The following is a 26197-nucleotide window of genomic DNA, read 5'->3' on the forward strand; positions in this document are numbered from 1 at the left end:
ATTGTATAAAAGATGAAAGTGGTTTGTTCCTGTTTTGAAATTAAGGGAGGCACTTATGGAAAAACAAATTTCAATCGCGATTGACGGTCCTGCAGCTGCTGGGAAAAGTACAGTGGCAAAGATTATAGCAGAAACCTTATCATATATTTATGTTGATACAGGAGCGATGTATCGTGCTCTAACGTATCAAGCGCAGAAAAACCAGGTAGATTTGCAAAATGAAGAAGAGCTATTGCATTTACTTAACGAAACAGTCATCGATTTAAAGCCGTCTGAATCTGGACAGGTAGTCATCTTAAATGGGCAGAATGTTACAAGTGAAATTCGTTCCGCAGAAGTAACTAACTCTGTATCCATCGTAGCGAAACATCGTGCGGTTCGTGAAGAGATGGTAGCGAGACAGCAGGGCCTTGCTAAAGATGGAGGCGTTGTAATGGACGGACGTGATATCGGTACACACGTGCTTCCTCACGCAGAAGTTAAAATCTTTTTATTAGCGTCTGTGGATGAAAGAGCACAGCGACGCCATGACGAAAACATAAAAAAAGGTTTTGAATCAAATTTAGAGCGTTTAAAAGAAGAAATTGCCCGCAGAGATAAGCTGGATTCTGAGCGCGAAGTAGCACCTCTTAAAAAAGCTGAAGACGCCATTGAAATCGATACAACTTCCTTATCGATTGAAGGAGTTGTAGAAAAAATACTTTCTATTACAAAAGAAAGGATTGGATGATTTTGAGCTTTTATATGTTTGCACGTGCCATTGTAAAAGGCCTTTTAACACCAGTTTATCGTTATGAAGTAATCGGTGCAGAAAATATCCCTTCAGAAGGCGGAGTTTTACTTTGTTCAAATCATATTGACAACTTAGATCCGCCTACTGTAGGTGTGACATGTCCAAGGCCTATTTCGTTTATGGCAAAAGCAGAGCTGTTTAAAGCACCTTTTCTGAAGACGGTTCTGCCAAAGTTAGAAACATTCCCTGTAAAGCGCGGGATGGCAGATCGTGAAGCTTTGCGCCAAGGGTTAAAGATTTTAAAAGAAGGAAAAGTGCTTGGATTATTTCCCGAAGGAACAAGAAGTAAAGATGGGAAATTAGGCAAAGGGATGGCTGGAGTAGGCTTTTTTGCTTTGCGTTCAAAAGCAGCTGTTGTGCCTTGTGCTGTGATTGGTCCATACAAGCGCTTTGCAAGGTTAAAAGTAGTGTACGGACCGCCAATTCAGATGGATGAGCTTCGCGAACGAAAAGCATCAGCCGACGAAGTGACCGAAGTTATTATGAAAAGCATTGGTGAATTAATTGAAAAATATCAATAGTTTGTAACCTTATGACTTGACAAAAGATTCTATTTATTAGAAGTTAGTAACAAAGAGAGTTTTTTCTATACAGAGCTATATACAATAATGATGAGCTAAAAGAGTGAAGAACTCTTACAAGGGAATACATATTGTAGATGGATATTGGAGGAGGAAAAGACGATGACAGAAGATATGAATCAAGTAGAGGTAACGTCATTAGAAGTAGGAGAAACAGTAAAAGGTACTATTACAAAAGTAGAAGAAAAGCAAGTGTATGTAGATGTACCTAACAGCAAACTAGACGGTATTATTCCAATTAGTGAATTAGCGAGCTTACATATTGAAAAAGCAGGCGATGTAATCCAAGAAGGTGCCGAAGTCGAAGCGAAAGTAATTAAAGTGGAAGACGATTTGCTTGTGCTATCTAAACGAGCTGTAGATGCTGAAAAAGCATGGGATGGTTTAGAAGCAAAACTTTCTTCAGGTGAAGTGTTTGAAGCGGTAGTCAAAGAAATTGTCAAAGGCGGATTAGTAGTAGATATTGGTGTAAGAGGGTTCATTCCAGCTTCTCTTGTTGAAACTCATTTCGTTGATGATTTTGCAGAGTATCAAGATCAAACTCTTACGGTCAAAGTAGTGGAATTGGATAAAGAAAAAAATCGCGTGATCCTTTCGCATCGTGCAGTTGTAGAAGAAGAGCTTGTACAACAAAAAGAAAATGTTCTTGAGTCATTAAAAGAAGGTCAGGTTTTAGAAGGAACCGTTCAGCGCTTAACAGACTTTGGAGCGTTTGTAGATGTAGGCGGAGTAGATGGGTTAGTGCACATTTCTCAGCTTTCACATACGCGTGTAGAAAAACCTTCAGACGTAGTAGCTGAGGGAGATGCTGTGAAAGTCAAAGTATTGTCTGTGGACAAATCAACGGGGCGTGTTTCATTATCTATTAAAGATACGTTAGAAGGTCCATGGTCCAACATTTCTACGAAGCTTCGCCAAGGTGATGTAGTAGATGGAACCGTTAAAAGACTTGTATCTTTTGGAGCTTTTGTGGAAGTTCTACCTGGAGTAGAAGGACTTGTACACATTTCTCAAATTTCCCATAAGCATATCGGGACACCGCATGAAGTGCTTTCTGAAGGCGAAAAAGTGACGGTGAAAGTACTTGATGTGAATGAACAAGAACGACGCGTTTCGTTAAGCATTCGTGATCTTGAGGAAGAAGAACAAGAAGATTACGGTGACTATGAATTACAAGAAGAGTCAAAAGGTTTCCAATTAGGTGATATGATTGGGGATCAATTAAAAAAATTAAGATAAGTAATGGTGATGATTTGTGAGCAGAGCAAAACGTAAAATTGATCACATTCATCATGCGATTCAAACGGGACAGCATCGGCTGCACGGGCTGGATGATATTCGCTTCGTTCATAATAGCTTGCCAAATACTGGCGTGCACGATGTTCATATTGATACAAAAATTGGCGAACTTTTGTTAAGTTCGCCAATTTTTATAAATGCTATGACGGGCGGAGGCGGACAAGAAACGGAACGGATTAACCGTTCGTTTGCTCAAATTGCTCATCATGGTCAATTAGCAATGGCCGTTGGATCGCAGATGGCTGCGATTAAAGATGAAAAGGAAGAACAATCATACAGAGTAGTGCGTCAAGAAAACCCTAACGGAATTATTTTTGCCAACCTAGGCAGTGAAGCTACAGTTGAACAAGCTAAAAAAGCAGTTGATATGCTTGAAGCAAATGGACTTCAAATTCATTTAAATGTTATACAAGAACTGGTCATGCCGGAGGGAGATCGTGATTTCACCGATGCATTACGTCGTATTGAACGCATTGTCCGAGAAGTAACCGTTCCTGTAATTGTCAAAGAAGTAGGTTTTGGGATGAGCGCTCAAGCAGTGCAAAAGCTTAAAGATGTTGGTGTTGAAATCGTTGATATTGGTGGGTACGGTGGTACCAATTTTTCGAAAATCGAAAATGAAAGACGAGCAAAACATTTTCACTTCTTTAATGATTGGGGAATCTCCACAGCTGCTTCTTTAGCAGAAGTATCTGAGCACGTAGAAGGTATGTCCATTATTGGTTCGGGAGGTATTCAAACCTCTATGGATATTGCTAAGTCTATTGCGTTAGGAGCTTCTGCAACGGGAATGGCAGGATATTTTTTATCCATTTTAATGAAGTCTGGTTTAGAAGCAGTTGTAGAAGAGATAGCCGAGCTGCATGAGGAGTTAACGTTCATCATGGCTGCGCTAGGAGCAACCTCTATTGCTAAGCTTCAGCAAATGCCTCTAGTTATTACAGGGGATACCCATAGCTGGCTGACTCAGCGAAATGTATCTATAGAAACATTTAATAACAGATCATAAAAAAGCATGCAGTTGACTGCGTGCTTTTTTATTTCTTTAAAAGATGAATGATCGCGTTTTCATTTGAAAAAACAAAAAATGTTGGCAGAAGAAGTGACAAAAAGCATGAAATCCCAAACGTTAGCCCCTTATAATAAGTAAAATAAACAGAAAAATCAGAAAAAGAGGTGGCATGATGAAAAAAGGACATCCTATATTTACAATTTTTCTTTTCTTTTTAGGCTGGGTTTTCATGTATGCAGATCGTAATATTTTATCTCCGGTTATGGGAGATATCGGTGCGCAGTGGGATCTTAATAAAGCTGAACTTGGGCTAATGTCTACCGTATTTTTTGCAGCATATGCAGCTATGCAAATTCCAACGGGTTTTTTGGCAGATCAATTTGGTCGCGTTAAGATCTTAGTAGCTGGATACATCTTGTTTGGAGTTGCCACATTTTTTACAGGACTTACAACTACTTTCGGTATGTTCTTACTTATGCGGGCGCTGACAGGACTTGGAGAAGGAACGTATTATGGTTCACAATACGGAATTTCTTCGAGCATCACATCTGAACGATACCGAGGTTTAGTGTCGGCGCTCATTAATAGTGGAATGGCTTTTGGTATATCACTTGGTTTTATCGGTTCTACATACATTACATATACGTTAGAAAAAGACTGGCAGTTTACTTTTTACTTATTTGCTATTCCAACCATAGTAATAGCTATTTTAATAGCTTTCTTTGTAAAAGATAAGCAAAGGGATCAAGAAAAAAATTCGCTAAATAAAGAAACAAAGCAGTCGCTAAAAGTATTATTTACAAAAAAACATATTTTCGTATACATTTTAATCTTCTGCTCTCTTTACGGATTTTTTGGGATGCTGACTTGGCTTCCTTATTATTTGCAGCACTCGCGAGGCTTAGAAGGGTCTCAAACAGGCATCATAGCATCTTTAGTACCTTGGGCGTCTATTCCAGGAGCAATCTTCTTTGGGTATATATCTGATCGAATTGCAAATAAAAAAGCATTAATTGTGAGTTTGTCAGTAGCGGGCGCTTTGTGTCAATTTTTTATTCCCTATACAGAGAGTTATTCTTGGCTATTAATCGGCTTAATTGTGTACGGTTTGATAGGTAAATTAGCATTAGATCCGATTTTGATTTCGTATATGGCGGATATTACTCCATCGTCCATGTACTCTAAAGTGTACGGTTTTTTCAACTTCAGTGGCATGCTGTCATCGATCTTTGCACCTTACATTACCGGATATTTTGCAGATAAACTTGGAAGTATGGAATTCGGGTTTTATTTGTCAGGAGCACTATTGTTAGTGGGAGGAGTTCTCTTTTTGTTTACAGGAAAGAAAGAACGTTCCTATCCTGTTTCACATCCAGTTTTAAAATAAAAAAATGCGCTGACTTAGTCAGCGCATTTTTTTATTTATGCTCATTTAACTCGCGCGCTTCTTCAGGACTTTGCAAGCTAGTTGCTCCCGGATAGTGAAGTCCTTGATCACGGTCAGATTCAACTCGTTTTGATTCTTTTAATTTTTTCTCTTGACGATCTTTTCCCATTTTAGATTCCCTCCTTTTTTCTGATAGGTTGTCCAAAATAAGAGGTTCTATTCTAAAACTCCGATTAAGTTTTACCAAATTGATACATACTGATGACAGGTAGAGGAGGTGCCATATTCAGTGGACGGAATTTTCTTTTATTGGCTTTCGTGGATGGGATGGATTGTTGCGACTTTTCTTATGCCCAAAACACCTAGGCGTTGGAAGGTAGCAGCCATTATATTAATCAGTATACTCCTAAGCGGAATGAACATGCATATGGCTCAGTTTTCATGTAGCTATACCGCTTTGTTTTTAGTAGGGGTAGCGTGTGTTTATGCTTCAGGCTACAGCAGGTTTCAGCAGTTATATTATGTTATTGTATGCGGCATTATAATAATTGCCTATGCTGGTTTTTGTTTACTTGAGCTCTATGATCCTGTATGGATTTTTATTGATCGTAAGTGGATTTTGACTGGACTTATCTTATATATTTGCTTTATGGTGATTAAAGATGCTGAAAAAAGATTCGCAGCGATCATTTTAAGTGTAGTTGGAGGAGATTTTTTATACGCAGTTGTCATTCGAGATATTGCATCTTATGAAGTAGGGTCTCTTCGGACACTCGACGTTTTAGCAACAGCAGTAGGAGCTATGTTTATTTGGGAGATGCTGGTTTATTTCTCTGCTTATTTAGATTTGTACGTGCTGAAGTCTCACAGGCAAAAGCAAAGTACTTACAAATAGAAGAAGAGATTTCGTAAAATTATATTGTTGTTACCGGTGATTTTTGATAAAATTGTTTGATTGAAAGAGTAATGCTTATTCAGCGGATAGGCAGTTAATCAGCTTGGTGTAAAATAGAGCTGATAAAAAGCCTGCTTTATCGCTTATGATCGATTAGTAGAGGTCATGCCACGCTGCATGGCCTCAATTTTTGAAAAAAGAATGATCTTATTTATTTGTACATGTAGATAAATACCTTTAGTCGATTAAAGACTGGTTGCCGATACATAAAAAAGATCAAGGAAAGGGAAGAATCGTATGCCAAAACCAATTATTGCGATTGTTGGTCGTCCCAACGTAGGAAAATCAACAATTTTCAACCGAATTGTAGGAGAGCGAGTATCTATTGTAGAAGATATTCCGGGTGTAACTCGTGATCGTATCTATAGTTCAGGTGAGTGGCTGAATGTGGACTTTAACATTATTGATACCGGCGGTATTGATATTGGAGATGAGCCATTTTTAGAACAGATCAAACAGCAGGCAGAAATTGCAATTGATGAAGCGGACGTAATCATTTTTCTAGTAAATGGACGCGATGGAATTACTGCAGCTGATGAAGAAGTGGCGAAAATTTTATACAAATCCAAAAAGCCCGTTGTCCTAGCTGTTAATAAAGTAGATAATCCTGAAATGAGAGAATTAATCTATGATTTCTATGCACTAGGATATGGAGAACCGTTCCCAATCTCAGGAACGCATGGTTTAGGTTTAGGTGACCTGCTAGACGAGGCAGCTAAGCACTTTCCAAAAGAAAAAGACGAAGATTACGGAGAAGAAGTCATTAAATTTTCATTGATTGGTCGTCCTAACGTAGGGAAATCTTCATTAGTTAATGCTCTTCTAGGTGAAGACCGTGTTATTGTCAGTGATCTTGCCGGCACGACACGTGATGCCATTGATACAAAGTTTACAAAAGAAGATCAAGAATATGTTGTTATTGATACAGCTGGAATGAGAAAGCGTGGAAAAGTGTACGAGAGTACTGAAAAATACAGCGTACTGCGCGCATTAAAGGCAATTGAACGCTCAGATGTTGTCTTAGTTGTATTAAATGCTGAAGAGGGTATTATTGAACAAGATAAGAAAATTGCTGGCTATGCACAAGAAGCTGGAAAAGCTGTTGTTATCGTTGTAAACAAATGGGATACAGTAGAAAAAGATGAAAAAACAATGAAAAAATTTGAAGAGAATATACGTGAGCATTTTCAGTTCTTAACATATGCTCCAATTGTATTCCTTTCAGCTAAAACGAAAAAACGTACGCATACGCTATTGCCAATGATTGATCTTGCAAGCGAAAGCCATGCGGTACGTGTAGAAACAAGCATCTTAAATGATGTGATTATGGATGCAGTAGCAATGAACCCTACGCCTACTCACAACGGCAACCGCTTAAAAATCTATTACACAACTCAAGTAGCAATCAAGCCGCCAACTTTTGTTGTGTTTGTAAATGATCCTGAGCTAATGCATTTTTCATATAAACGTTTCTTAGAAAATAAGCTTCGTGAAGCTTTTGGATTTGAAGGAACTCCAATTAAAATTATTGCAAGACCAAGAAAATAACAGAGGATGTGATCGGCGTGGAAAGAATAGCTGTACTAGGAGCAGGAAGCTGGGGAACTGCATTAGCTTTCGTATTGGCGGAAAATGGACACGATGTTCGCATTTGGGGACATAGACAACAAGTCATTGATCAAATCAACGAGACGCATAAGAATGAAAAATATTTGCCTGGTGTAGAGCTTCCTCATCAGATTAAAGGTTTTACGTCATTAGAAAAGGCAATAGAAGGTGTTGCAACCCTTATTTTAGCTGTTCCAACGAAGGCCATTCGTGAAGTGTTGCAGCAGCTAAAATCCCTTACCGATGAACTATTTACAATTGTTCACGTAAGTAAAGGGATTGAACCGGATTCTCTTTTACGTATATCTCAAATGATTCAACAAGAAATTGATACAAAAGACATCGTTGTCTTATCAGGTCCGAGTCATGCTGAAGAAGTAAGTAGAAGGCAGCCGACAACTGTGACGTCAGCTTCAACAAACATACAAGCAGCAGAAAAAGTGCAGGATTTATTTAATAATCAGCAGTACTTCCGTGTTTATACAAATCCTGATGTGATTGGTGTGGAAATTGGGGGAGCGTTAAAAAATATTATTGCTCTTGCTGCTGGTATCACGGATGGACTTGGATATGGTGACAATGCGAAGGCCGCTCTTATGACTCGTGGCTTGGCTGAAATCGCTCGTTTAGGTACTGTGCTTGGTGCCAATCCTCTGACGTTCTCAGGTTTAACCGGGATTGGAGACTTGATTGTAACGTGTACAAGCGTTCATTCTCGAAATTGGCGCGCTGGTAATCTTCTTGGAAAAGGCAAAAATTTAGACGAAGTATTAGAAAATATGGGAATGGTTGTAGAAGGTGTACGCACCACGAAAGCAGCTTACCAGCTATCTCAAAAATATGACGTAAAAATGCCGATTGCTGATGCTTTATATAATGTACTGTTTAATGATGTGAAGGCAAAGGATGCAGTAGACGCGCTTATGTCTCGTACTAAAACACATGAAATGGAAGATTTAGCGAATGTTTTAGGAGAAAAATTAAATTAAGTGCAAAGAAATATGAAAAAATAGGCAATTGGTGATACCCAAAATCATTTACTTGCATAAAATAACGTGTAAATAAAGATGAGTAGAACTGTTAGTATGGGAATATTTAGTTATGATCGAAGCGAAGAGCCCCCTTCGCTTCGATTTTTTTTATGTGAAAAAGCAGGAATTTGTCAATTTAATAGGAAAGTACTTACTATAGACCATGAATCACTGGAAGGTAAATAAATAGTTAATTTAGAAAGTTCTATCAATATCCATCTTAACTATAAGTCCTTATGTTATAATAACGGTGAAAAAAGGAGTGGATGCAATTTGTCGCCAGGTTTGTTAAAGATGTGGATTTCATTGGGCTCCATTGTATTTATGTTTATCTCGGTATTTTCTATTTACTTTAGTCGTTATAAAATTACGAACCGCATTGGTAAAATTGTACTCGCTTTCATTGCCTATTCGCTTATGATTGTAGCAGGTCTTATTATGGTAATTGTTGTATTCAGCGGGCCGACAGATGCTTAATGTACATATGGTAGGGTGAGAAAAATGAAAAAATTCATGCTAACGTCTATTGTTGGGTTAACCATTTTTGTATTATCCGGTTGTTTGTACCCGACGGAAAGAATGTCTCAAAATCAAGTTCCTTATAAAGATCAAGTTGCTTCCGTGCAAACGGCGGTTGATCAATTTAAACAAGAAAGCGGAGGCTTATTGCCAATAAAAACGAAAGATATGGACACGCCGATTTATCAAAAATATCCGATTGACTTTACGAAAATTGTTCCTAGATACATGCAAGACGCACCTGGAAATTCGTATGAAAGCGGAGGGATATTTGCGTACGTACTTGTGGATGCAGAAACAAAGCCCACGGTTAAATTATTAGACTTACGGATGGCGGATACGATTCAAGATGTTAACGTACATTTGAATATATACCGTCAAAATCATAAAGGGTACGTACCGTTTAAAGACGTCATCGCTCCCGGCGTATTCTCTATTAATTATAAAAAATTGAATATGAAAGAGCCTCCTGTCGTTACTAGCCCATATACAGGGAATAGTCTTTCTTTAATTGTTAATGGGCAGGGAGATGTATTTGTAGATTATCGTCCTGATTTGTATGATGCCATTCAAAAGCATAAAAGCTCCTACAAACCTGGTGAAGATATACGAAAGCTCCTTGTGGAAAACAGTGATTTTGTACCTGCTTACTCTCTTCCTTATACAGTCAACGATAAGAATGAACCAATATTTTTTAAAAAATAAGTCATGAACCCCTTCTCCTTGAATAATATTCAGAGAGAAGGGGTTTTCTCTTTCTTGTACACCAATAATGATAATCAGAATGACTAAGTCAGCATGTGCATGAAAAAAATCATAAATTTTTCTATCAAAAGTCATATTTTAATAGGACAACGTCATAACTATATAGTGTCCTAATTTACTCTCGCAATGGATGTCATATTCCATGAACTCATAGATCGGAGGGGATCTTTTGGAAAAGGTGGATGTATTTAAAGATATCGCTGAACGTACAGGAGGCGATATATATTTAGGTGTGGTGGGAGCAGTTCGAACAGGAAAATCTACATTTATTAAAAAATTTATGGAGCTGGTGGTCCTGCCTCACATCGAGAACGAGGCAGAAAGAGCTCGCACACAAGATGAACTACCACAAAGTGCAGCTGGAAAAACGATTATGACAACTGAGCCGAAATTCGTACCGAATCAAGCAGTTAATGTTTTGGTAGATGACGGGCTAGAAGTTAACATACGGTTAGTAGATTGTGTAGGATATACGGTGCCAGGCGCTAAAGGGTACGAAGATGAAAACGGACCTCGAATGATCAATACACCTTGGTATGAAGAACCCATTCCATTTCACGAAGCGGCTGAAATTGGAACGAGAAAGGTAATTCAAGAACACTCAACGATTGGTGTCGTCATTACAACAGATGGCTCAATTGGAGATATACCTCGTCAAGATTACGTGGAAGCAGAAGAGCGCGTCATTAATGAATTAAAAGAAGTAGGCAAACCATTTATCATGGTTATTAATACCGTACAGCCATATCATCCTGATACAGAAAAGCTTCGTGCAAAGCTTAATGAAAAATATGATATTCCAGTATTAGCGATGAGTGTGGAAAGCATGCGCGATACTGATGTGATGAACGTATTAAGAGAAGCACTCTACGAGTTCCCTGTATTAGAAGTCAACGTTAATCTACCAAGCTGGGTAATGGTTTTAAAAGATAAACATTGGCTGCGTGAAAGCTATCAAGAAGCCGTTAAAGAAACGGTAAAAGATATTAAGAGGCTGAGAGACGTTGAACGGGTAGTAGAGCAATTTAGCCAGTTTGAGTTTATCGATCAGGCTCGATTAGCCGGAATTGAGATGGGGCAGGGAATTGCTGAAATTGACTTATATGCTCCAGATGACTTATACGACCAGATTTTGAAAGAAATCGTGGGAGTAGAAATTCGCGGAAGAGATCATTTGCTGCAGTTAATGCAAGATTTTGTGCATGCAAAAACCGAGTATGATCAAGTCTCTGATGCCCTTCGTATGGTTAAACAAACGGGTTATGGTGTAGCTGCACCTTCGCTTTCGGATATGAGCCTTGATGAACCTGAAATTATTCGCCAAGGATCGCGTTTTGGAGTTCGTTTAAAAGCAGTGGCACCTTCTATACACATGATTAAAGTGGATGTAGAATCAGAATTTGCGCCGATTATCGGAACGGAGAAGCAAAGCGAAGAATTAGTTCGTTATTTGATGCAAGACTTTGAAGATGATCCGCTTTCAATTTGGAATTCAGATATATTTGGCCGCTCTCTAAGTTCAATTGTAAGAGAAGGGATTCAAGGAAAGCTGTCGCTGATGCCTGAAAATGCACGATATAAGTTAAAAGAAACGCTAGAACGGATTATTAACGAAGGATCCGGAGGTTTAATCGCGATTATTCTATAAGCATGTAACGTTAGGCTCCTCATAAAGGAGCCTCTTCTTTTTGGATAGATCATACAAAACTTTACATATATTGTGATAGATCGCGTGGTTATCCTATTCCTGCGTTATTTTCTGCTTGCTATGCCTTGTTCAATATGTTAATCTTTTAACAGAAATCGATCGATCATACTGTTTTCACTACATACATACGGCAGATGAATGAAAAACATTGAATTATTTAGTTCAATCGTTTATGATTAGGCTTGTCGATACATAGGTTATGTATAATATCCATTTGTTTTGTTAAAGAATGAGATATAACGAATTACTAGATTCCTTTTCTAACAAGGTTTTTAGTTATTATATGATCCGATTTTGGGAGGAGGTGAATGGCATGAACAAGACAGAATTAATTAATGCTGTTGCAGAAGCAAGTGAGCTTTCAAAAAAGGATGCTACAAAAGCAGTTGATGCTGTTTTCGATACAATTTTAGAAGCTTTAAAAGCTGAGGACAAAGTTCAACTTATCGGTTTTGGTAACTTCGAAGTACGTGAACGTGCTGCTCGTAAAGGACGCAATCCACAAACTGGCGAAGAAATCGAAATTCCTGCTAGCAAAGTTCCTGCATTCAAACCAGGTAAAGCTCTTAAAGATGCTGTAAAATAATATCTACATAAAATGGCTTTATTCATAGCCGTTGATGAAGAGCTTTGAAAGGTCGCACATTTGCGACCTTTCTTTTTTGCCTTTGGTATATACATATGCTAGAATTTTTTTCATAAAGTCGTAATGCAACGAATTGGAGGGCAACAACATGTCATCTGTAAATAAGCCACAGATCGAACAAGCCGTGAGACTAATTTTAGAAGCAATTGGCGAAGATCCAAACCGTGAAGGATTATTAGATACACCAAAGCGAGTAGCTAAAATGTATGAGGAAGTCTTTTCCGGGTTGAATGAAGATCCAAAAGAGCATTTTAAAACAGTTTTTGGAGAAGATCATGAAGAGCTAGTGCTTGTAAAAGATATTCCTTTTTACTCTATGTGTGAACACCACTTAGTGCCTTTTTACGGAAAAGCTCATGTTGCGTATATTCCAAAAGGCGGACGAGTGACCGGTTTAAGTAAGCTGGCAAGAGCGGTAGAAGCTGTTGCGAAACGTCCTCAGCTTCAGGAGAGAATTACATCTACAGTGGCGGATTCTATTGTAGAAACATTAGAGCCTCATGGGGTAATGGTAGTAGTGGAAGCAGAGCACATGTGTATGACCATGCGAGGCATTAAAAAGCCTGGGGCTATGACAATCACTTCTGCTGTGCGTGGAGTGTTAGAACACGATGCAAGTTCTAGAGCTGAAGTTTTATCATTGATTAAATCATAATGTGGATGATGAAGGAGAAGAGAATATGACACAAAAAGGAACGCCAGAGTATATTGTCATTAAAGCGGTCGAAGATGGAGTTAACGTAATTGGCTTAACGCGAGGAGCAGATACGCGATTTCATCATTCAGAAAAACTAGATAAAGGCGAAGTGATGATTGCGCAGTTTACTGAGCATACATCAGCAATTAAAATTCGTGGCAAAGCCGTCGTTCAGACTGTTCACGGAGAAATTGAATCCGATACGAAAAAATAAGCAGGGATTTTCCTGCTTTTATTTATATTTAAAATAGATGAATAAGAACAGGAAAAACATGGTGAAACTAAAAGCAATATCTTAAATTACTATCTAAGAAATCAAGATGGTATGTAGATGAACGGTGTTCAAGCGGATGAGCAGCTAAAGGATTTAAACTGTGAAAAAGCTTCAAAAGAATTTAAAGGATATTTTATAATGTAATTATGTTATAATTGACACTATCGATTTGGAGTTAAAAGAACTTTAAACAAATAGTGATGGAAAGGGAGACAAGGATGATGAGCGTAAAAACCATCTATGATATTGTGGCCAACATGAAAGAACAGCTTCATGTTGAATTAAGTCATCCATATGTAAAAAAATATATTCATCATCCGCGTATTGATGAAAATAGATTACTGTACATGTGTTCGTTCTTAGATACTCTTTCAATGGAAGAAGAAAAAAAGAACAGCTCTGTGCTATCTGTGATGCTCGTTCAAACCGCACTTGATACCCACGATCTAGTCTCCACTCAAAATGTTAGCGGAAATGAAGGGAAGCTGCATGAGCGGCAGCTGGTAGTTTTGGCCGGAGATTATTACAGCGGCCTGTACTATTACTATTTAGCTCAAAGCAGCCAGCTGAATTTAATGAAAGTTATAGCATCTGCTATTAAAGAAATTAATATCGCTAAGATACACATTTATAACAATCGCTCTACTAATCCACACGACGTTATGAATAGTTTTTTAGCAGCAGAATCATCGTTTGTAAGATGCTTATGTGACTATTTTGAACGTGAAGAGTGGAAAGAACTTTTAAAACATGCAGCGTATTTGAACGGGATATTAAAGCAATTAAAGTCATTACAGCATAAAGAGCCTACTCTCTTGCTAAACTATTGCAAACAAATTGGCATGAATCAAGAACAAATAAAAGAATACCTTTATTCGTATACTCAACAGTCTGTAAATATTGTTAGAGGATACTTACGAAGTGAATTTGCAATGAATGAGTTTTTAAGAGAGCACTTAGATGAACTTACATCTAGCTTAGAAGTGTTGAAAAATGTCGTAGGAGAAGGATAGAGATATGCAGCAATCAAAAGAACAGCGTGTCCATGGCGTATTTGAAAAAATATACAAAAATTATGATCAAATGAATTCTGTTATTAGTTTTCAGCGTCATAAGGCATGGCGCAAAGATACGATGAAGCGAATGAATGTTCAAAAAGGAACAAAAGCTTTAGATGTTTGTTGCGGAACTGCGGATTGGACGCTAGCTATGGCTGAAGCAGTTGGAGAAACAGGAGAGGCAGTTGGCCTGGATTTTAGTCAAAATATGCTAAAGATTGGTGAAGAGAAAGTAAAAAACTCACCTTTTTCAAATATTACCTTACTACATGGCAATGCAATGGAACTTCCTTTTGAAGATAATTCATTTGACTATGTAACAATTGGATTCGGACTGCGCAACGTGCCTGATTACCTTCAAGTTTTAAAGGAAATGCAGCGCGTCGTGAAACCTGGCGGAAAAGTGGTTTGCCTTGAAACGTCTCAGCCAACGATGATTGGCTACCGACAAATGTACTTGCTTTATTTTAAGTATATTATGCCTGCGCTTGGAAAGATGGTCGCTAAAAGTTATGATGAATATTCATGGCTTCAAGAGTCAGCTAGGGACTTTCCAGGTCAAAAGCAATTGGCTGATATGTTCCGTGAAGCCGGTTTGACAGATGTTGAGGTGAAATCTTACACAGGTGGAGTAGCAGCGATGCATCTAGGGTACAAACGATAAAAGAGAAAAAGCTTGTCCTAGAGGTGCAACAGCCTGTAGGATAAGGAGTAAAGAATGAATATATAATGCAAGGTGAGTCCAATGAAACTAAAAATGATGTACGCTTTTTTGAATACGGATATTACCCTTATTGAGAAAGAACTTGAACAAACTGTTCATACCGATGAAACACTTATCACAGATGCTTCTCTTCACCTTTTACAAGCAGGGGGGAAACGAATTCGCCCTGTATTTGTTTTGTTGGCAGCTAAATTTGGGCATTACAACATCGACCAAATTAAACATGTGGCAGTAGCGCTTGAGCTGATTCATATGGCTTCTCTTGTTCATGATGATGTTATTGATGACGCTGATAAGCGACGGGGAAAACCAACAATTAAGGCAAAATGGGACAATCGTATTGCTATGTATACAGGGGATTACATCTTTGCTCGTGCACTTGAAGTTATGAGTGAGGTTAAAGATGTGGAAGCACATAAAATTTTATCTAATACGATGGTGGAGTTAACGCTCGGTGAAATTGAACAGATTAAGGACAAATACAACCTAAACCAAAACTTACGCGTGTATCTGCGTAGAATTAAACGTAAAACGGCACTGCTAATTGCTGCAAGCTGTCAGTTAGGCGCAATTGCAGCGGGAGCTCCTGAAGATATACATAAACGTTTATTTTGGTTTGGATATTACGTGGGAATGTCATTTCAAATTACCGATGACATTTTAGATTTTATCTCATCAGAAGAACAGCTTGGGAAACCAGTTGGCAGCGACTTACTGCAAGGAAATATTACGCTGCCAGTTTTGTATGCCATTGAAAATGCTGAGTTTCGAGATAAAGTAGAACAGCTTTTCGAGAGGGAATATGAGCAAGAGCTGATCAATGAAATTATTTCTTATATTAAATCTTCTAACGCCATTGAACGTTCATTTGAGATGAGCGATCGTTATCTGCAAAAAGCGATGAGCATTTTAGAAGAACTGCCGCCAAACAAGGCGAAAAAAACGCTGCATCAAATTGCGAAGTACATTGGAAAACGGAAATTTTGATTTATTTACTTTCATAAGTTGTAAACTGCTCGAAACAATGTTAATATCTTCATGAGGTGTGATTGCGCTTTCAAAATTTGTTTACATATCATGAACTTCAGGGGTGGAGAGTAAAATGATACAAAAAACGTTTTTAATGGTCAAACCAGACGGGGTACAAAGAAGCATTATTGGTGAGGTTATTTCTCGCTTTGAGAAAAAAGGTTTTCAATTAGTTGGAGCTAAGCTTATGCATATTTCGCAGGAATTAGCTGAAACACACTACGGTGAACATAAAGAGAAACCTTTCTTCGGTGAGTTAGTGAAGTTTATCACATCAGGTCCAGTTTTTGCTATGGTATGGGAAGGTGAAAACGTGATTTCAGTATCACGTCAAATGGTGGGGAAAACTAACCCTCAAGAAGCGCTTCCTGGAACTATTCGAGGTGATTATGGACTGATTGTCGATAAGAATATTATTCACGGCTCAGATTCACCAGAAAGTGCGGAGCGTGAAATCAGCTTATTCTTTGAAAGTGAAGAGCTGACTTTCTATAAAAAAGACGCAGACGCTTGGATTTACTAATTTAGATAGCGCAAGGAGACGAATGAATTTTCATTCGTCTTTTTTATTGTGTTTATACATAGGTCCTAGGCTATTGATTGCGAATATCTCTCTACATAAACATTTACACAATGTATTCCGATATATTAATAAGAAGATAAGCGTATATAAAGGTTTTATTTCTTTATACGTCTAACATAAATGTATAGGAATGAGAAAGGAGAGCAAAAAATGATAGATGAATACGACGCGTTTGTGGAGAAAATAAAAACAAAAACAGGCATTGATTTGTCACTATATAAGCAGTCTCAAATGCACCGCCGCCTCACCTCGCTGTATGAAAAAAAAGGTTTTACTAGTTTTTTTGAATATTATCGAGCAATGAACAGTAACAACGAACTGCTTGAGGAGTTTTTAGATCGGATGACGATTAACGTGTCAGAGTTTTATCGCAATTATCAGCGGTGGGATATATTGGAGCAAAAAATTTTACCGGCTCTTGTAAAAGGAAAAACAGATCTGAAAGTGTGGAGCGCTGCCTGTTCAACAGGGGAAGAGCCGTATACACTAGCGATGGTTTTATCAACATTTTTTCCGCTTTCGCGTATTTCTATATTGGCGACCGATTTGGATGAAAAAGTGATAGAAAAAGCAAAAGTAGGCTTTTATGATGAACGTTCACTTCAGGAGATGCCTGTTTCGATGAAAAATAAGTACTTTCAACAAAGAGGAACCGGGTACTTATTAGATGAAAAAATCAAAAAAACAGTTGTTTTTCAGAAACATAACTTACTGTCAGACTCTTTTCCTAAAAACGTTGACTTGATTGTTTGTCGAAATGTGCTTATTTATTTTACAGATGAAGCTAAGCATGCTTTATATGAAAAATTCAGCAGAGCTTTAGCACCTGGCGGCATCTTATTTGTAGGAAGCACTGAGCAGGTTTTTACTCCGCAAAAGTATGGATTTGAAACGGCTGATACGTTTTTTTACAGAAAAGTAAAGACCATTTAATTGAGATAACTTGAAGCGATTTCTTACAAGCTGAGGTGAAACTTTTTATATATTCTTATGTTATAGTATGGTATAGTCATATTTAAAAATGGAAAAATTCTGACGAATAATACATATTAAGCGGAGGTACGATTATGCGATATTTAACAGCAGGAGAATCACATGGTCCACAGTTGACTACTATTTTAGAGGGTGTTCCCGCAGGGCTTCCTTTAACAGCCGAAGACATCAATACAGATTTAGCGCGAAGACAAAAAGGTCATGGTCGCGGAAGACGTATGCAAATTGAAAAAGATCAAGCGGAAATTTTAAGCGGTGTCCGCCACGGCTATACGCTAGGATCTCCTATTACGTTAGCGGTAGAAAATAACGACTGGAAACACTGGACAAAAATTATGGGCATCGAGCCAATTTCTGAAGAAGAATCAGAAGAAGTAAAGCGTAAAATCTCAAGACCAAGACCAGGACATGCCGATTTAAACGGCGCTATTAAATATGGTCATCGCGATATGAGAAATGTATTAGAACGTTCTTCAGCTCGTGAAACAACTGTAAGGGTAGCAGCAGGTGCTGTGGCTCGTCAAATCCTTGCTCAGTTCGGGATTTCTGTAGCTGGACATGTATTAGAAATTGGCGGCGTACAGACAAATCCGCCTCAATACAAAAGCTTAGAGGAACTTCAAGAAGTCACTGAAGCTTCTCCAGTAAGATGTTTTGACTCAGCTGTTGAGAAAGACATGATGCAAGCAATCGATGATGCTAAGAAAAACGGCGATTCTATCGGAGGCGTAGTAGAAGTTATTATTGAAGGCGTGCCAGCAGGAGTAGGTAGCTATGTCCATTACGATCGTAAATTAGATGCGAAGATTGCTGCAGCCGTTATGAGCATTAATGCATTTAAAGGCGTTGAGTTTGGGATTGGATTTGAAGCGGCTCGCAGACCAGGAAGCGAAGTTCATGACGAAATTCTATGGGATGAAAAGAATGGATATACCCGTAAAACAAACAACTTAGGCGGCTTTGAAGGCGGCATGACAACAGGTATGCCAATTGTAGTACGCGGTGTAATGAAGCCTATTCCAACGCTTTACAAGCCGTTAAAAAGTGTTGATATTGAAACAAAAGAAGCCTTCGAGGCAAGCATCGAACGTTCAGACAGCTGCGCTGTGCCGGCAGCAAGCGTTGTCGCAGAAGCCGTTGTAGCTTGGGAATTGGCTGATGCGCTAATCGAACAGTTTGGACAAGACCGAATTGATTTAATTGCTGAAAATATTGAGAAAATGCGTGCACATGCGAGGGAGTTTTAATGTTGCAAATTGATATTCAAACTTTATCGAAAACATATCCTCTTTATTTAGGAAATGGATTAATTGAAAAGTTGCCTTCTATTATTGAGAGTGTAAAACCCAATCTGTCGTCGGTGTTAATCATCACTGATTCAGCTGTAGATTCATATTATGGAGAAGCGGTTGTAAAAGCGGTTGAGACGCAGTTTAAAGTGGCTAAATACGTAGTGCCAAGCGGTGAACATGCAAAGTCATTTCAACATTACTACGATTGTCAGACATTTGCACTCGAGCAGCAGCTTGACCGCAATGCGCTCGTTATTGCTTTCGGCGGAGGGGTAGTTGGCGATTTAGCTGGATTTGTAGCCGCTACTTATATGAGAGGAATTTCTTTTATTCAAGTGCCAACGACGCTTCTTGCTCACGATAGTGCTGTAGGTGGTAAAGTAGCCATTAATCATGAGCTTGGAAAAAATATGATTGGCGCTTTTTATCAGCCTGAAGCGGTTGTTTATGACATTGATCTTCTTAAAACGCTTCCTGAAAGAGAGTGGCGTTCCGGTTTTGCAGAAGTGATTAAACACGCTTTTATTCACGATGAAGCATTTTATGAATGGCTTCAGCAAAATATACAATCGCTGACTGATTTACAAGATGAAAAATTAATTTATGCTATCCAAAGCGGTATTTTAGTCAAAGCATCTGTTGTAAAAGAAGATGAAACAGAAGCTGGCGTTCGCGCTCACCTGAACTTTGGACATACGTTAGGTCATGCGATCGAAGCAGAGTGCGGCTATGGACAAATCAGTCACGGAGAAGGCGTAGCCATTGGGATGCTGTTTGCTATGAAAGTCAGCAATACGCTTGGGAAAAGCGAGTTCCCTGTAGCTGAAATTGCGAAATGGTTTGAAAAATTTGGCTATGAGACGTCTGTTCCAAACCACCTTTCAGCTGAAAAGCTGCTCGTGAGAATGAAAGCAGACAAGAAGTCCAAATCAAGCAATGTTCATATGGTACTGCTTGAAGGCATAGGAAAACCTTTTGTTCAACAAGTAGAAGATGAAGTAATTCTTAAGCTGCTGAATGAAGAGCTTCAAGCGTAGTTTCTTCAAAAGCCAAGTAGATAGTAGTTGACAAATGAATTTGAAACGTACTACAATTGGTAACAAGTTAGTTTAGAGATTTTAGTTATGAGAAAACAATAGACAGTTTAGTTGAGATTAGGGTAGACGAGAATGAGACAGTTGAGCAGAGTTTAGTTGAGTGAATTTTACCATTCGTATACCCAAAGGCCCATTTTTGATGTGTCTTTGGGTTTATTTATTATATCCTCTTTTATATCACCTCATCTATTCTCATTCTCCATGAAATGGAGGATTGAAAGATATGACGAACACGTATACTTCTTTTTTAGAAGACTCTACAAAGTATTTAACCATTCCAATCATAAAAAAAATATTTATCGATAGCATGACACCTGTTGATCTTTTTCAACAGGTAAAAGATGAAGCCGTATATTTACTTGAAAGTAATGATGAATCATCACCATGGTCCAATTATTCTTTTATTGGCTTGAATCCATTTTTGTATGTAGAAGAAGAGAACGGAACCTATCTAGCAAAAAACAAGCAGCTTCAACCTGTGCTGCAAGGAGACAGCTTTAAAGAGGTATTTTGTAAAATTCAGCAAGAGCTGAAAGTGAAAGTACCAGACCTTGCACTTCCTTTTAAAGGAGGAGCAGTAGGGTTTATCAGCTACGACGCAGTATCGCAAATTGAAAAAGTAAACGTACATGCTCAAAACGATTTGAACATGCCTACTTTTCACTTTATCTATTGTCAAACGATGCTTGCGTACAATCATCAAACAAAAGAGCTTATGGTGATTCACTACATTCAGCTTAATGAGCAAGACAAAGAGCAGCAGAAAAAAGAAAAATATGACGAAGCTCTAACGGAGATCAATCGATATGTTGAAAGAATAGCGCAGACGGTGAAAGAAAAGCCAATGATGTTTGAAAGCGAGCAGCGCGAAGTTAGCTTTGAAGGCGTGACATCGTCATACCAAAAAGATAAATTTGTGCAAGATGTGGAAAAAATTAAGGAATACATTAAAAGCGGAGATGTTTTTCAAGCCGTATTGTCGCAGAGATTTCAAATTGATACGACCGTAGCTGGATTTGATATTTACAGAGTATTGCGATTAGTTAATCCCTCTCCTTATTTATTTTACGTGAAAGTAAAAGGCGTGGAGCTAATTGGAAGTTCTCCTGAGCGGTTGATTCAAATTGAAAACGGCCATTTAGAAATTCATCCGATTGCAGGAACGAGAAGACGTGGCAGGGATGCAGAAGAAGATGCGCGCTTATACGAAGACTTAATTAACGATGAAAAAGAGCGGGCAGAACACTATATGCTCGTGGACTTAGCAAGAAATGACATCGGCCGAGTTGCACAGTATGGAAGTGTCCAAACACCAGTATTAATGCAGCAGGTTAACTTTTCGCACGTCATGCACTTGATTTCTAAAGTGACAGGGCGCCTTGACGAAAAAGTACATCCCATTGATGCGCTGCTTTCTGCATTTCCAGCGGGTACCGTATCTGGCGCTCCAAAAGTGCGAGCGATGCAAATCTTAAATGAAATTGAACCAGTTGCGCGAAATGTATATGCAGGAACCGTAGCATATCTCGGATTTGATGGAAACATTGATTCGTGCATTGCGATTCGCACCATTCTTTTGAAAGACCAAACAGCTTATATCCAGGCTGGAGCAGGAGTGGTTGCTGACTCAAAACCGGAGCTTGAGTGGAAAGAAACCCGCAATAAAGCTAGCGCTTTAATTAAAACAATTCAATTAGCTCAAGACATCTACGATAAAAAGGAGGATGTATATGTTTAAAGAATTGTTGAAAAAGTGTTTGCGCGGCGAGTCACTTTCAGCGGAAGAAGCAGAAAAAATTATGAATGATATTATGAACGGTAAAGTCCCGGCAGCTCAAATTGCTAGCGTGCTAACCATCTTAACGTACCGAGGAGAAACCGTCGATGAAATTGTTGGGTTTGTCCGAGGTATGAAAAACAATATGAATGCTATTTCTCTAGAAGAATTAAACGTAGTAGATACGTGCGGTACGGGAGGAGACGGCGCCTCTACTTTTAATATTTCGACGGCTAGTGCGATTGTGGCATCTGCTGCCGGAGTAAAGGTTGCGAAACACGGGAATCGCGCCGTGTCTTCTAAAAGCGGAAGCGCCGACGTGTTAGAACATCTGGATATATGGATTCAAGGAAATGAAAAAGAAGTGAAAAATGCGGTGGCTGACCTCAACATGTCCTTTTTATTTGCGCCGCTTTATCACCCTGCTATGAAGCACGTTGCTGCTACTCGAAAGGAATTAGGGTTTAGAACCGTTTTTAATGCATTAGGTCCGTTAGCAAACCCTACTAACTGCACAAAGCAAGTAATTGGCGTTTATTCTATTGAGCTTGCACGGAAATTAGCAGAAGCGCTTGTTGTACTGGGAGCGAATCACGTCCTGCTTGTTGCGGGCAGAGATGGTTTAGATGAAATTAGTGCCACGGATGTAACGGATGTTGTAGAAGTACAGGGCAATGTCATTACAGAATATACGCTTGCACCAGAGGATGTACATTTACAGAGAGGGAAGCTTGAAGACTTGGTGGTAGAAGACGCGAAATCGAGTGCAGAGCTCATTGAATCTCTATTTTTAAATAAAAGTAATGTAACTGCTAAAAATGCAGTCGTGTTGAACTCTGCTGCAGCTATTTACGTTAGCGGAAACGTTTCTACTTTTGAAGAAGGAGTAGCTGTAGCTTTAGAAACAATTGAATCAGGTGCTGCATACACGCAATTACAACGATTGAAATCGAAAAAGGTGGTTGAACATGCTCAATAAAATTATTGAAACAAAAAAAGAAGAAATTCAAAACTTACAGTTACCCGAACAGCAAAATGTTGCAAAACGATCATTCTTAAAAGCTTTATCAAATCCGAATCGAGAGCTGGCTCTTATTGCAGAAGTGAAAAAAGCTTCTCCTTCCAAAGGATTAATAAAAGAGAATTTTCAGCCTGTGGAAATTGCTAAAGCCTACGAGAAAGGGAAAGCAGATGCTTTGTCTGTGTTAACAGATCAGCACTATTTTCAAGGAAACCGAACGTTTTTAAGTGACATTAAACAGGATGTCTCTATTCCTGTACTTCGCAAGGATTTCATCATTGATTCCATTCAAGTGGAAGAAAGTGCAAGAATCGGTGCTGATGCTATTTTACTCATTGGAGAAGCACTTGAACCATTAAAATTGCAAGAGCTTTATCTTCAAGCTGCTGAAAAAGAGTTAGATTGTTTAGTAGAAGTGCATTCTCTAGAAACGCTTGAAAAGCTGCTAGCTGTATTTACCCCAAAGATTATTGGCATTAATAATCGAAATCTTCACACGTTTGAAACCAGCGTGCAGCAGACCAAAGAAATTGCCAAGCACGTTCCGAAAGATCAGCTGTTAGTGAGTGAAAGCGGCATTTACTTATACGATGATGTTTCCTACGTAAAAGAAGCTGGAGCAAAAGCTATTTTAGTAGGAGAATCGCTTATGAGACAGGATAATCAAACCAAAGCGATTGAAAAGCTGTTTGGGGAAAGTGAATATGCTTATTAAGTATTGCGGTATTCGATCAAAACAAGACATAGCTTTAATCGAAAAGTCGGCTGCTACTCACATTGGCTTTATTTTCTATCCTAAAAGTAAACGATATGTAAAGCCTGAACGAGTAAATGAGTTTGTAACGGATGAAATAAAAAAACAAGTCTCGCTAGTAGGGGTATTTGTTAATACACCGGTGGATCAAATGCTTGAAATTGCCTCCGTAACAAATTTAGAGGTTATTCAGTGCCACGGGCAAGAAACAGCTGCTGAAGTACGTGAGTTAAAGCAGCGTGGATATGAAGTATGGAAAGCGCTCCCTCACAATAAAGAAACGGTGCAGCAAATGCATGTATATGAAGAGGCTGACGGGTATGTAATTGACAGCAAGGTTAAAGAACAATTCGGAGGAACGGGCGTCGCTTTTGATTGGAGTTTCGTTCCTCAGTATGAATCAGCTGCCCAAAGGTTAGGTAAAAAATGCTTTATTGCTGGAGGAATCAATGCTTGTAACATTGAGAACTTGTTACCCTACAAGCCTGGGGCGATTGATATTTCTGGCGGTATTGAAACAAATGGAACGAAGGACTATACAAAAATTATAGAGATTGAAAGGAAGATCATACTATGACATACAATCATCCTGATGAATTTGGCCGCTTTGGTGAATTTGGTGGAAAATACGTACCTGAAACATTAATGAAACCACTTGAAGAAGTAGAAGCAGCTTTGAATGAAGCAATGAAAGATCCAGCATTTAAAGATGAATATCTATCCTTACTCGTCAATTACTCAGGGCGACCAACGGCTTTAACATATGCTGATAATATTACCGAAACGCTCGGCGGGGCAAAAATTTATTTAAAACGTGAAGACTTAAATCATACGGGTGCTCACAAAATCAACAATGCCATTGGACAGATTTTACTGGCTAAACGTATGGGCAAAACAAAAATTATTGCTGAAACAGGAGCAGGTCAGCACGGGGTAGCGACAGCTACAGTAGCTGCAAAGTTCGGAATGGAATGTAAAGTATTCATGGGAGAAGAAGATATTGAACGTCAGGCGTTAAACGTCTTTCGCATGAAGCTTCTAGGAGCAGAAGTCATTCCTGCAACTTCTGGAACAAAAACGCTAAAAGATGCAACAAATGAAGCAATTCGCTACTGGGTTCAACACTGTGAAGATCATTTTTACTTAATTGGTTCGGCCATTGGACCGCATCCTTATCCTAAAATGGTTCGAGATTTCCAAAAAATTATTGGAGAAGAAGCAAAAGAACAGTTTACAGCGGTAGAAGGAAAACTTCCGAATGCTGTCGTGGCATGCGTCGGAGGCGGCAGTAATGCAATCGGCATGTTTTATGATTTTATTAAAGAAGAAAATGTACGCTTGATTGGGGTAGAAGCAGGGGGGAAAGGACTAAATACAGCCCTTCATGCTGCTAAAATGGCTAAAGGCACAAAAGGTGTTATTCACGGAACGCTCACGTATTTACTTCAAGATGAAAATGGTCAAATTACAGAGCCTTATTCTATTTCAGCAGGTTTGGATTATCCGGGTATCGGTCCAGAGCATTCTCACCTTTCATCTATTGGACGAGTAGAATATGAAAGTGTAACGGATGATGAATCAATCGAAGCTCTTCAGCTATTGGCGAAAACAGAGGGAATCATCCCGGCTATCGAATCCGCCCATGCGCTAGCAAAAGCATTTGAACTGGCTAAAAGCATGACGAAAGAAGAAACCATTTTAATTTGCTTATCAGGTCGAGGAGATAAGGACGTTCATACATTAGTAAACTTGCTAGAAGGGAAGGAAGAAGAACATGAATACGTTTGAAGCGAGACTACCTAAACATGAAACATTATTTATTCCATTTATTACAGCGGGAGATCCTCATGAAGATGCAACGGTGGAGATTGCTTTGTCTTTGCAAAAGCAAGGTGCTTCTATTTTAGAGCTGGGCGTACCGTATTCCGATCCTTTAGCAGATGGTCCAATTATTCAAGAGGCGTCTAAAAGAGCTTTATCTGGCGGCATGTCTATTTCAAAAGCTATTAAGCTTGTATCGGTGATGAGAAAAAAAGGTGTGAAAATACCGGTAATTCTCTTTACCTATTTTAATCCTGTGTTACAATTAGGTTTAGAATCCTTTTTCGCGTTAATGCGAGAAAATGAAATAGATGGAGTGCTAATTCCAGATTTACCGTACGAAGAGAGTGGCCGTATCCGGGAGCTTGCCGCTGAAAATGAAGTTGTGTATATTTCAATGGTTGCTCCTACATCTAAAGAGCGTATTCAAAAAATTGCTGCAGATGCAACGGGCTTCTTATACTGCGTGTCGTCTTTAGGCGTTACCGGGGTTCGCTCTACGTTGCCACCTGATATTGGCACCTTTTTAGAAGATGTGAAAGCAGCAGCTTCTATACCGGTTGCCGTCGGTTTTGGGATTTCAACAAGCGAACAAGTAGAGGTATTAAAAGAACACAGCGACGGCATTGTAATTGGAAGTGCAATTGTTAATAAAATTGGCCAGTTTGAAGAAGTTCTTTTAAATAAGGATACACGCCGAGACGGATTAAATCAAATTGAGGAGTATGTTGCATCCATCGTTTCGCCTATACAAAAATGCGAGGTGTGACACG

The 26197-nt window shown here is 38.9% G+C and carries 28 protein-coding genes; 27 read left to right on the plus strand and 1 reads right to left on the minus strand.

Translation table 11 applies throughout. From position 1 onward, the window contains the following. Positions 1-55 precede the first annotated feature (55 nt). The 5 genes from cmk (at position 56) to POF52_RS02810 (ending at position 5072) form a co-directional block, all read left to right on the plus strand. Positions 56-730, plus strand: a complete 675-nt coding sequence (cmk, locus tag POF52_RS02790) for a (d)CMP kinase (protein ID WP_013059029.1) — start codon at positions 56-58, stop codon at positions 728-730. Next, complete coding sequence (locus tag POF52_RS02795) at positions 727-1314, plus strand: lysophospholipid acyltransferase family protein (RefSeq protein ID WP_074893464.1); 588 nt, start codon at positions 727-729, stop codon at positions 1312-1314. Before cmk ends, POF52_RS02795 begins: the two co-directional genes overlap by 4 nt. A 162-nt stretch (positions 1315-1476) precedes the next feature. After that, positions 1477-2613, plus strand: a complete 1137-nt coding sequence (gene rpsA, locus POF52_RS02800; protein WP_013059027.1) for a 30S ribosomal protein S1 — start codon at positions 1477-1479, stop codon at positions 2611-2613. A gap of 16 nt (positions 2614-2629) precedes the next feature. After that, the gene (gene fni, locus POF52_RS02805) at positions 2630-3682 is read left to right on the plus strand and encodes a type 2 isopentenyl-diphosphate Delta-isomerase (RefSeq protein WP_271989601.1); all 1053 of its coding nucleotides are present in this window, start codon (positions 2630-2632) and stop codon (positions 3680-3682) included. A gap of 175 nt (positions 3683-3857) precedes the next feature. Continuing rightward, entirely contained in the window at positions 3858-5072 is a 1215-nt protein-coding gene (locus tag POF52_RS02810) for an MFS transporter (protein ID WP_271989602.1), read from the plus strand. A 31-nt stretch (positions 5073-5103) separates the two neighbouring features. On the opposite strand, the gene POF52_RS02815 is transcribed toward POF52_RS02810, so the two are convergent. Beyond that, positions 5104-5241: a YpzI family protein gene (locus tag POF52_RS02815; RefSeq protein WP_013059024.1), complete on the minus strand. Its 138-nt coding sequence runs from the start codon at positions 5239-5241 to the stop codon at positions 5104-5106. A gap of 120 nt (positions 5242-5361) precedes the next feature. Between POF52_RS02815 and POF52_RS02820 the strand changes: the two genes are divergently transcribed. The 22 genes from POF52_RS02820 (at position 5362) to trpA (ending at position 26193) form a co-directional block, all read left to right on the plus strand. Then, complete coding sequence (locus tag POF52_RS02820) at positions 5362-5967, plus strand: YphA family membrane protein (RefSeq protein WP_271989605.1); 606 nt, start codon at positions 5362-5364, stop codon at positions 5965-5967. A gap of 297 nt (positions 5968-6264) precedes the next feature. Then, positions 6265-7575: a ribosome biogenesis GTPase Der gene (der, locus tag POF52_RS02825; RefSeq protein ID WP_013084895.1), complete on the plus strand. Its 1311-nt coding sequence runs from the start codon at positions 6265-6267 to the stop codon at positions 7573-7575. A 17-nt stretch (positions 7576-7592) separates the two neighbouring features. Then, complete coding sequence (locus POF52_RS02830) at positions 7593-8624, plus strand: NAD(P)H-dependent glycerol-3-phosphate dehydrogenase (protein ID WP_271989607.1); 1032 nt, start codon at positions 7593-7595, stop codon at positions 8622-8624. A gap of 315 nt (positions 8625-8939) precedes the next feature. Beyond that, positions 8940-9143, plus strand: coding sequence for a DUF2768 domain-containing protein (locus POF52_RS02835; RefSeq protein WP_013059020.1), 204 nt, complete (start codon positions 8940-8942; stop codon positions 9141-9143). Positions 9144-9167: 24 nt separating this feature from the next. Then, positions 9168-9890 carry a hypothetical protein gene (locus tag POF52_RS02840; RefSeq protein WP_013084893.1) on the plus strand — a complete coding sequence of 241 codons (723 nt, stop codon included), beginning with the start codon at positions 9168-9170 and terminating at the stop codon, positions 9888-9890. Between the two features lie 229 nt (positions 9891-10119). Beyond that, complete coding sequence (gene spoIVA, locus POF52_RS02845; RefSeq protein ID WP_013059017.1) at positions 10120-11598, plus strand: stage IV sporulation protein A; 1479 nt, start codon at positions 10120-10122, stop codon at positions 11596-11598. A gap of 373 nt (positions 11599-11971) precedes the next feature. Beyond that, the gene (locus POF52_RS02850) at positions 11972-12244 is read left to right on the plus strand and encodes an HU family DNA-binding protein (protein WP_013059016.1); all 273 of its coding nucleotides are present in this window, start codon (positions 11972-11974) and stop codon (positions 12242-12244) included. Between the two features lie 148 nt (positions 12245-12392). Then, positions 12393-12959 (plus strand): GTP cyclohydrolase I FolE, encoded by a 567-nt coding sequence (folE, locus tag POF52_RS02855; protein ID WP_013059015.1) that lies wholly within the window; start codon positions 12393-12395, stop codon positions 12957-12959. A 25-nt stretch (positions 12960-12984) separates the two neighbouring features. Beyond that, complete coding sequence (gene mtrB, locus POF52_RS02860) at positions 12985-13215, plus strand: trp RNA-binding attenuation protein MtrB (RefSeq protein WP_028411509.1); 231 nt, start codon at positions 12985-12987, stop codon at positions 13213-13215. A gap of 278 nt (positions 13216-13493) precedes the next feature. After that, positions 13494-14288 (plus strand): heptaprenyl diphosphate synthase component 1, encoded by a 795-nt coding sequence (locus POF52_RS02865; protein WP_029714662.1) that lies wholly within the window; start codon positions 13494-13496, stop codon positions 14286-14288. 4 nt (positions 14289-14292) lie between these two features. Continuing rightward, positions 14293-14997 (plus strand): demethylmenaquinone methyltransferase, encoded by a 705-nt coding sequence (locus POF52_RS02870; protein WP_013059012.1) that lies wholly within the window; start codon positions 14293-14295, stop codon positions 14995-14997. An 81-nt stretch (positions 14998-15078) separates the two neighbouring features. Continuing rightward, entirely contained in the window at positions 15079-16044 is a 966-nt protein-coding gene (gene hepT / locus POF52_RS02875) for a heptaprenyl diphosphate synthase component II (protein WP_029714664.1), read from the plus strand. 115 nt (positions 16045-16159) lie between these two features. Then, positions 16160-16609, plus strand: coding sequence for a nucleoside-diphosphate kinase (ndk, locus tag POF52_RS02880; protein WP_013059010.1), 450 nt, complete (start codon positions 16160-16162; stop codon positions 16607-16609). Between the two features lie 210 nt (positions 16610-16819). After that, a complete protein-coding gene (locus tag POF52_RS02885; RefSeq protein WP_271989618.1) occupies positions 16820-17602 on the plus strand; it encodes a CheR family methyltransferase in 783 nt (260 codons plus the stop codon). Between the two features lie 134 nt (positions 17603-17736). Next, complete coding sequence (aroC, locus tag POF52_RS02890; RefSeq protein WP_271989620.1) at positions 17737-18909, plus strand: chorismate synthase; 1173 nt, start codon at positions 17737-17739, stop codon at positions 18907-18909. Further along, a complete protein-coding gene (gene aroB, locus POF52_RS02895) occupies positions 18909-19991 on the plus strand; it encodes a 3-dehydroquinate synthase (RefSeq protein ID WP_060745943.1) in 1083 nt (360 codons plus the stop codon). Before aroC ends, aroB begins: the two co-directional genes overlap by 1 nt. 283 nt (positions 19992-20274) lie before the next feature. After that, positions 20275-21789 carry an anthranilate synthase component I gene (gene trpE / locus POF52_RS02900; RefSeq protein WP_271989623.1) on the plus strand — a complete coding sequence of 505 codons (1515 nt, stop codon included), beginning with the start codon at positions 20275-20277 and terminating at the stop codon, positions 21787-21789. After that, positions 21782-22807, plus strand: coding sequence for an anthranilate phosphoribosyltransferase (gene trpD, locus POF52_RS02905; RefSeq protein WP_013059005.1), 1026 nt, complete (start codon positions 21782-21784; stop codon positions 22805-22807). The genes trpE and trpD overlap by 8 nt, the downstream gene beginning before the upstream one ends. Continuing rightward, positions 22797-23564, plus strand: coding sequence for an indole-3-glycerol phosphate synthase TrpC (gene trpC, locus POF52_RS02910; RefSeq protein WP_271989624.1), 768 nt, complete (start codon positions 22797-22799; stop codon positions 23562-23564). The genes trpD and trpC overlap by 11 nt, the downstream gene beginning before the upstream one ends. Continuing rightward, the gene (locus POF52_RS02915) at positions 23554-24180 is read left to right on the plus strand and encodes a phosphoribosylanthranilate isomerase (RefSeq protein ID WP_271989626.1); all 627 of its coding nucleotides are present in this window, start codon (positions 23554-23556) and stop codon (positions 24178-24180) included. The genes trpC and POF52_RS02915 overlap by 11 nt, the downstream gene beginning before the upstream one ends. Then, entirely contained in the window at positions 24177-25391 is a 1215-nt protein-coding gene (trpB, locus tag POF52_RS02920; protein WP_045292887.1) for a tryptophan synthase subunit beta, read from the plus strand. The genes POF52_RS02915 and trpB overlap by 4 nt, the downstream gene beginning before the upstream one ends. Beyond that, positions 25378-26193, plus strand: a complete 816-nt coding sequence (trpA, locus tag POF52_RS02925; protein WP_258357473.1) for a tryptophan synthase subunit alpha — start codon at positions 25378-25380, stop codon at positions 26191-26193. Before trpB ends, trpA begins: the two co-directional genes overlap by 14 nt. The last annotated feature ends 4 nt before the right edge of the window (positions 26194-26197 follow it).

Source organism: Priestia sp. AB (assembly GCF_028369225.1).
GTDB lineage: Bacteria > Bacillota > Bacilli > Bacillales > Bacillaceae_H > Priestia > Priestia megaterium.

Excerpts from the sequence above, each read along its gene's own strand:
- POF52_RS02850 (WP_013059016.1), top strand. The coding sequence starts at position 11,972 with ATGAACAAGACAGAATTAATTAATGCTGTTGCAGAAGCAAGTGAGCTT.
- der (WP_013084895.1), top strand. The coding sequence starts at position 6,265 with ATGCCAAAACCAATTATTGCGATTGTTGGTCGTCCCAACGTAGGAAAA.
- rpsA (WP_013059027.1), top strand. The coding sequence starts at position 1,477 with ATGACAGAAGATATGAATCAAGTAGAGGTAACGTCATTAGAAGTAGGA.
- trpC (WP_271989624.1), top strand. The coding sequence starts at position 22,797 with ATGCTCAATAAAATTATTGAAACAAAAAAAGAAGAAATTCAAAACTTA.
- POF52_RS02865 (WP_029714662.1), top strand. The coding sequence starts at position 13,494 with ATGATGAGCGTAAAAACCATCTATGATATTGTGGCCAACATGAAAGAA.
- POF52_RS02915 (WP_271989626.1), top strand. The coding sequence starts at position 23,554 with ATGCTTATTAAGTATTGCGGTATTCGATCAAAACAAGACATAGCTTTA.
- POF52_RS02840 (WP_013084893.1), top strand. The coding sequence starts at position 9,168 with ATGAAAAAATTCATGCTAACGTCTATTGTTGGGTTAACCATTTTTGTA.
- trpA (WP_258357473.1), top strand. The coding sequence starts at position 25,378 with ATGAATACGTTTGAAGCGAGACTACCTAAACATGAAACATTATTTATT.
- aroC (WP_271989620.1), top strand. The coding sequence starts at position 17,737 with ATGCGATATTTAACAGCAGGAGAATCACATGGTCCACAGTTGACTACT.
- hepT (WP_029714664.1), top strand. The coding sequence starts at position 15,079 with ATGAAACTAAAAATGATGTACGCTTTTTTGAATACGGATATTACCCTT.
- trpD (WP_013059005.1), top strand. The coding sequence starts at position 21,782 with ATGTTTAAAGAATTGTTGAAAAAGTGTTTGCGCGGCGAGTCACTTTCA.
- mtrB (WP_028411509.1), top strand. The coding sequence starts at position 12,985 with ATGACACAAAAAGGAACGCCAGAGTATATTGTCATTAAAGCGGTCGAA.
- trpB (WP_045292887.1), top strand. The coding sequence starts at position 24,177 with ATGACATACAATCATCCTGATGAATTTGGCCGCTTTGGTGAATTTGGT.
- trpE (WP_271989623.1), top strand. The coding sequence starts at position 20,275 with ATGACGAACACGTATACTTCTTTTTTAGAAGACTCTACAAAGTATTTA.
- POF52_RS02815 (WP_013059024.1), bottom strand. The coding sequence starts at position 5,241 with ATGGGAAAAGATCGTCAAGAGAAAAAATTAAAAGAATCAAAACGAGTT.
- POF52_RS02885 (WP_271989618.1), top strand. The coding sequence starts at position 16,820 with ATGATAGATGAATACGACGCGTTTGTGGAGAAAATAAAAACAAAAACA.
- folE (WP_013059015.1), top strand. The coding sequence starts at position 12,393 with ATGTCATCTGTAAATAAGCCACAGATCGAACAAGCCGTGAGACTAATT.
- aroB (WP_060745943.1), top strand. The coding sequence starts at position 18,909 with ATGTTGCAAATTGATATTCAAACTTTATCGAAAACATATCCTCTTTAT.
- cmk (WP_013059029.1), top strand. The coding sequence starts at position 56 with ATGGAAAAACAAATTTCAATCGCGATTGACGGTCCTGCAGCTGCTGGG.
- POF52_RS02810 (WP_271989602.1), top strand. The coding sequence starts at position 3,858 with ATGAAAAAAGGACATCCTATATTTACAATTTTTCTTTTCTTTTTAGGC.
- POF52_RS02795 (WP_074893464.1), top strand. The coding sequence starts at position 727 with ATGATTTTGAGCTTTTATATGTTTGCACGTGCCATTGTAAAAGGCCTT.
- POF52_RS02870 (WP_013059012.1), top strand. The coding sequence starts at position 14,293 with ATGCAGCAATCAAAAGAACAGCGTGTCCATGGCGTATTTGAAAAAATA.
- ndk (WP_013059010.1), top strand. The coding sequence starts at position 16,160 with ATGATACAAAAAACGTTTTTAATGGTCAAACCAGACGGGGTACAAAGA.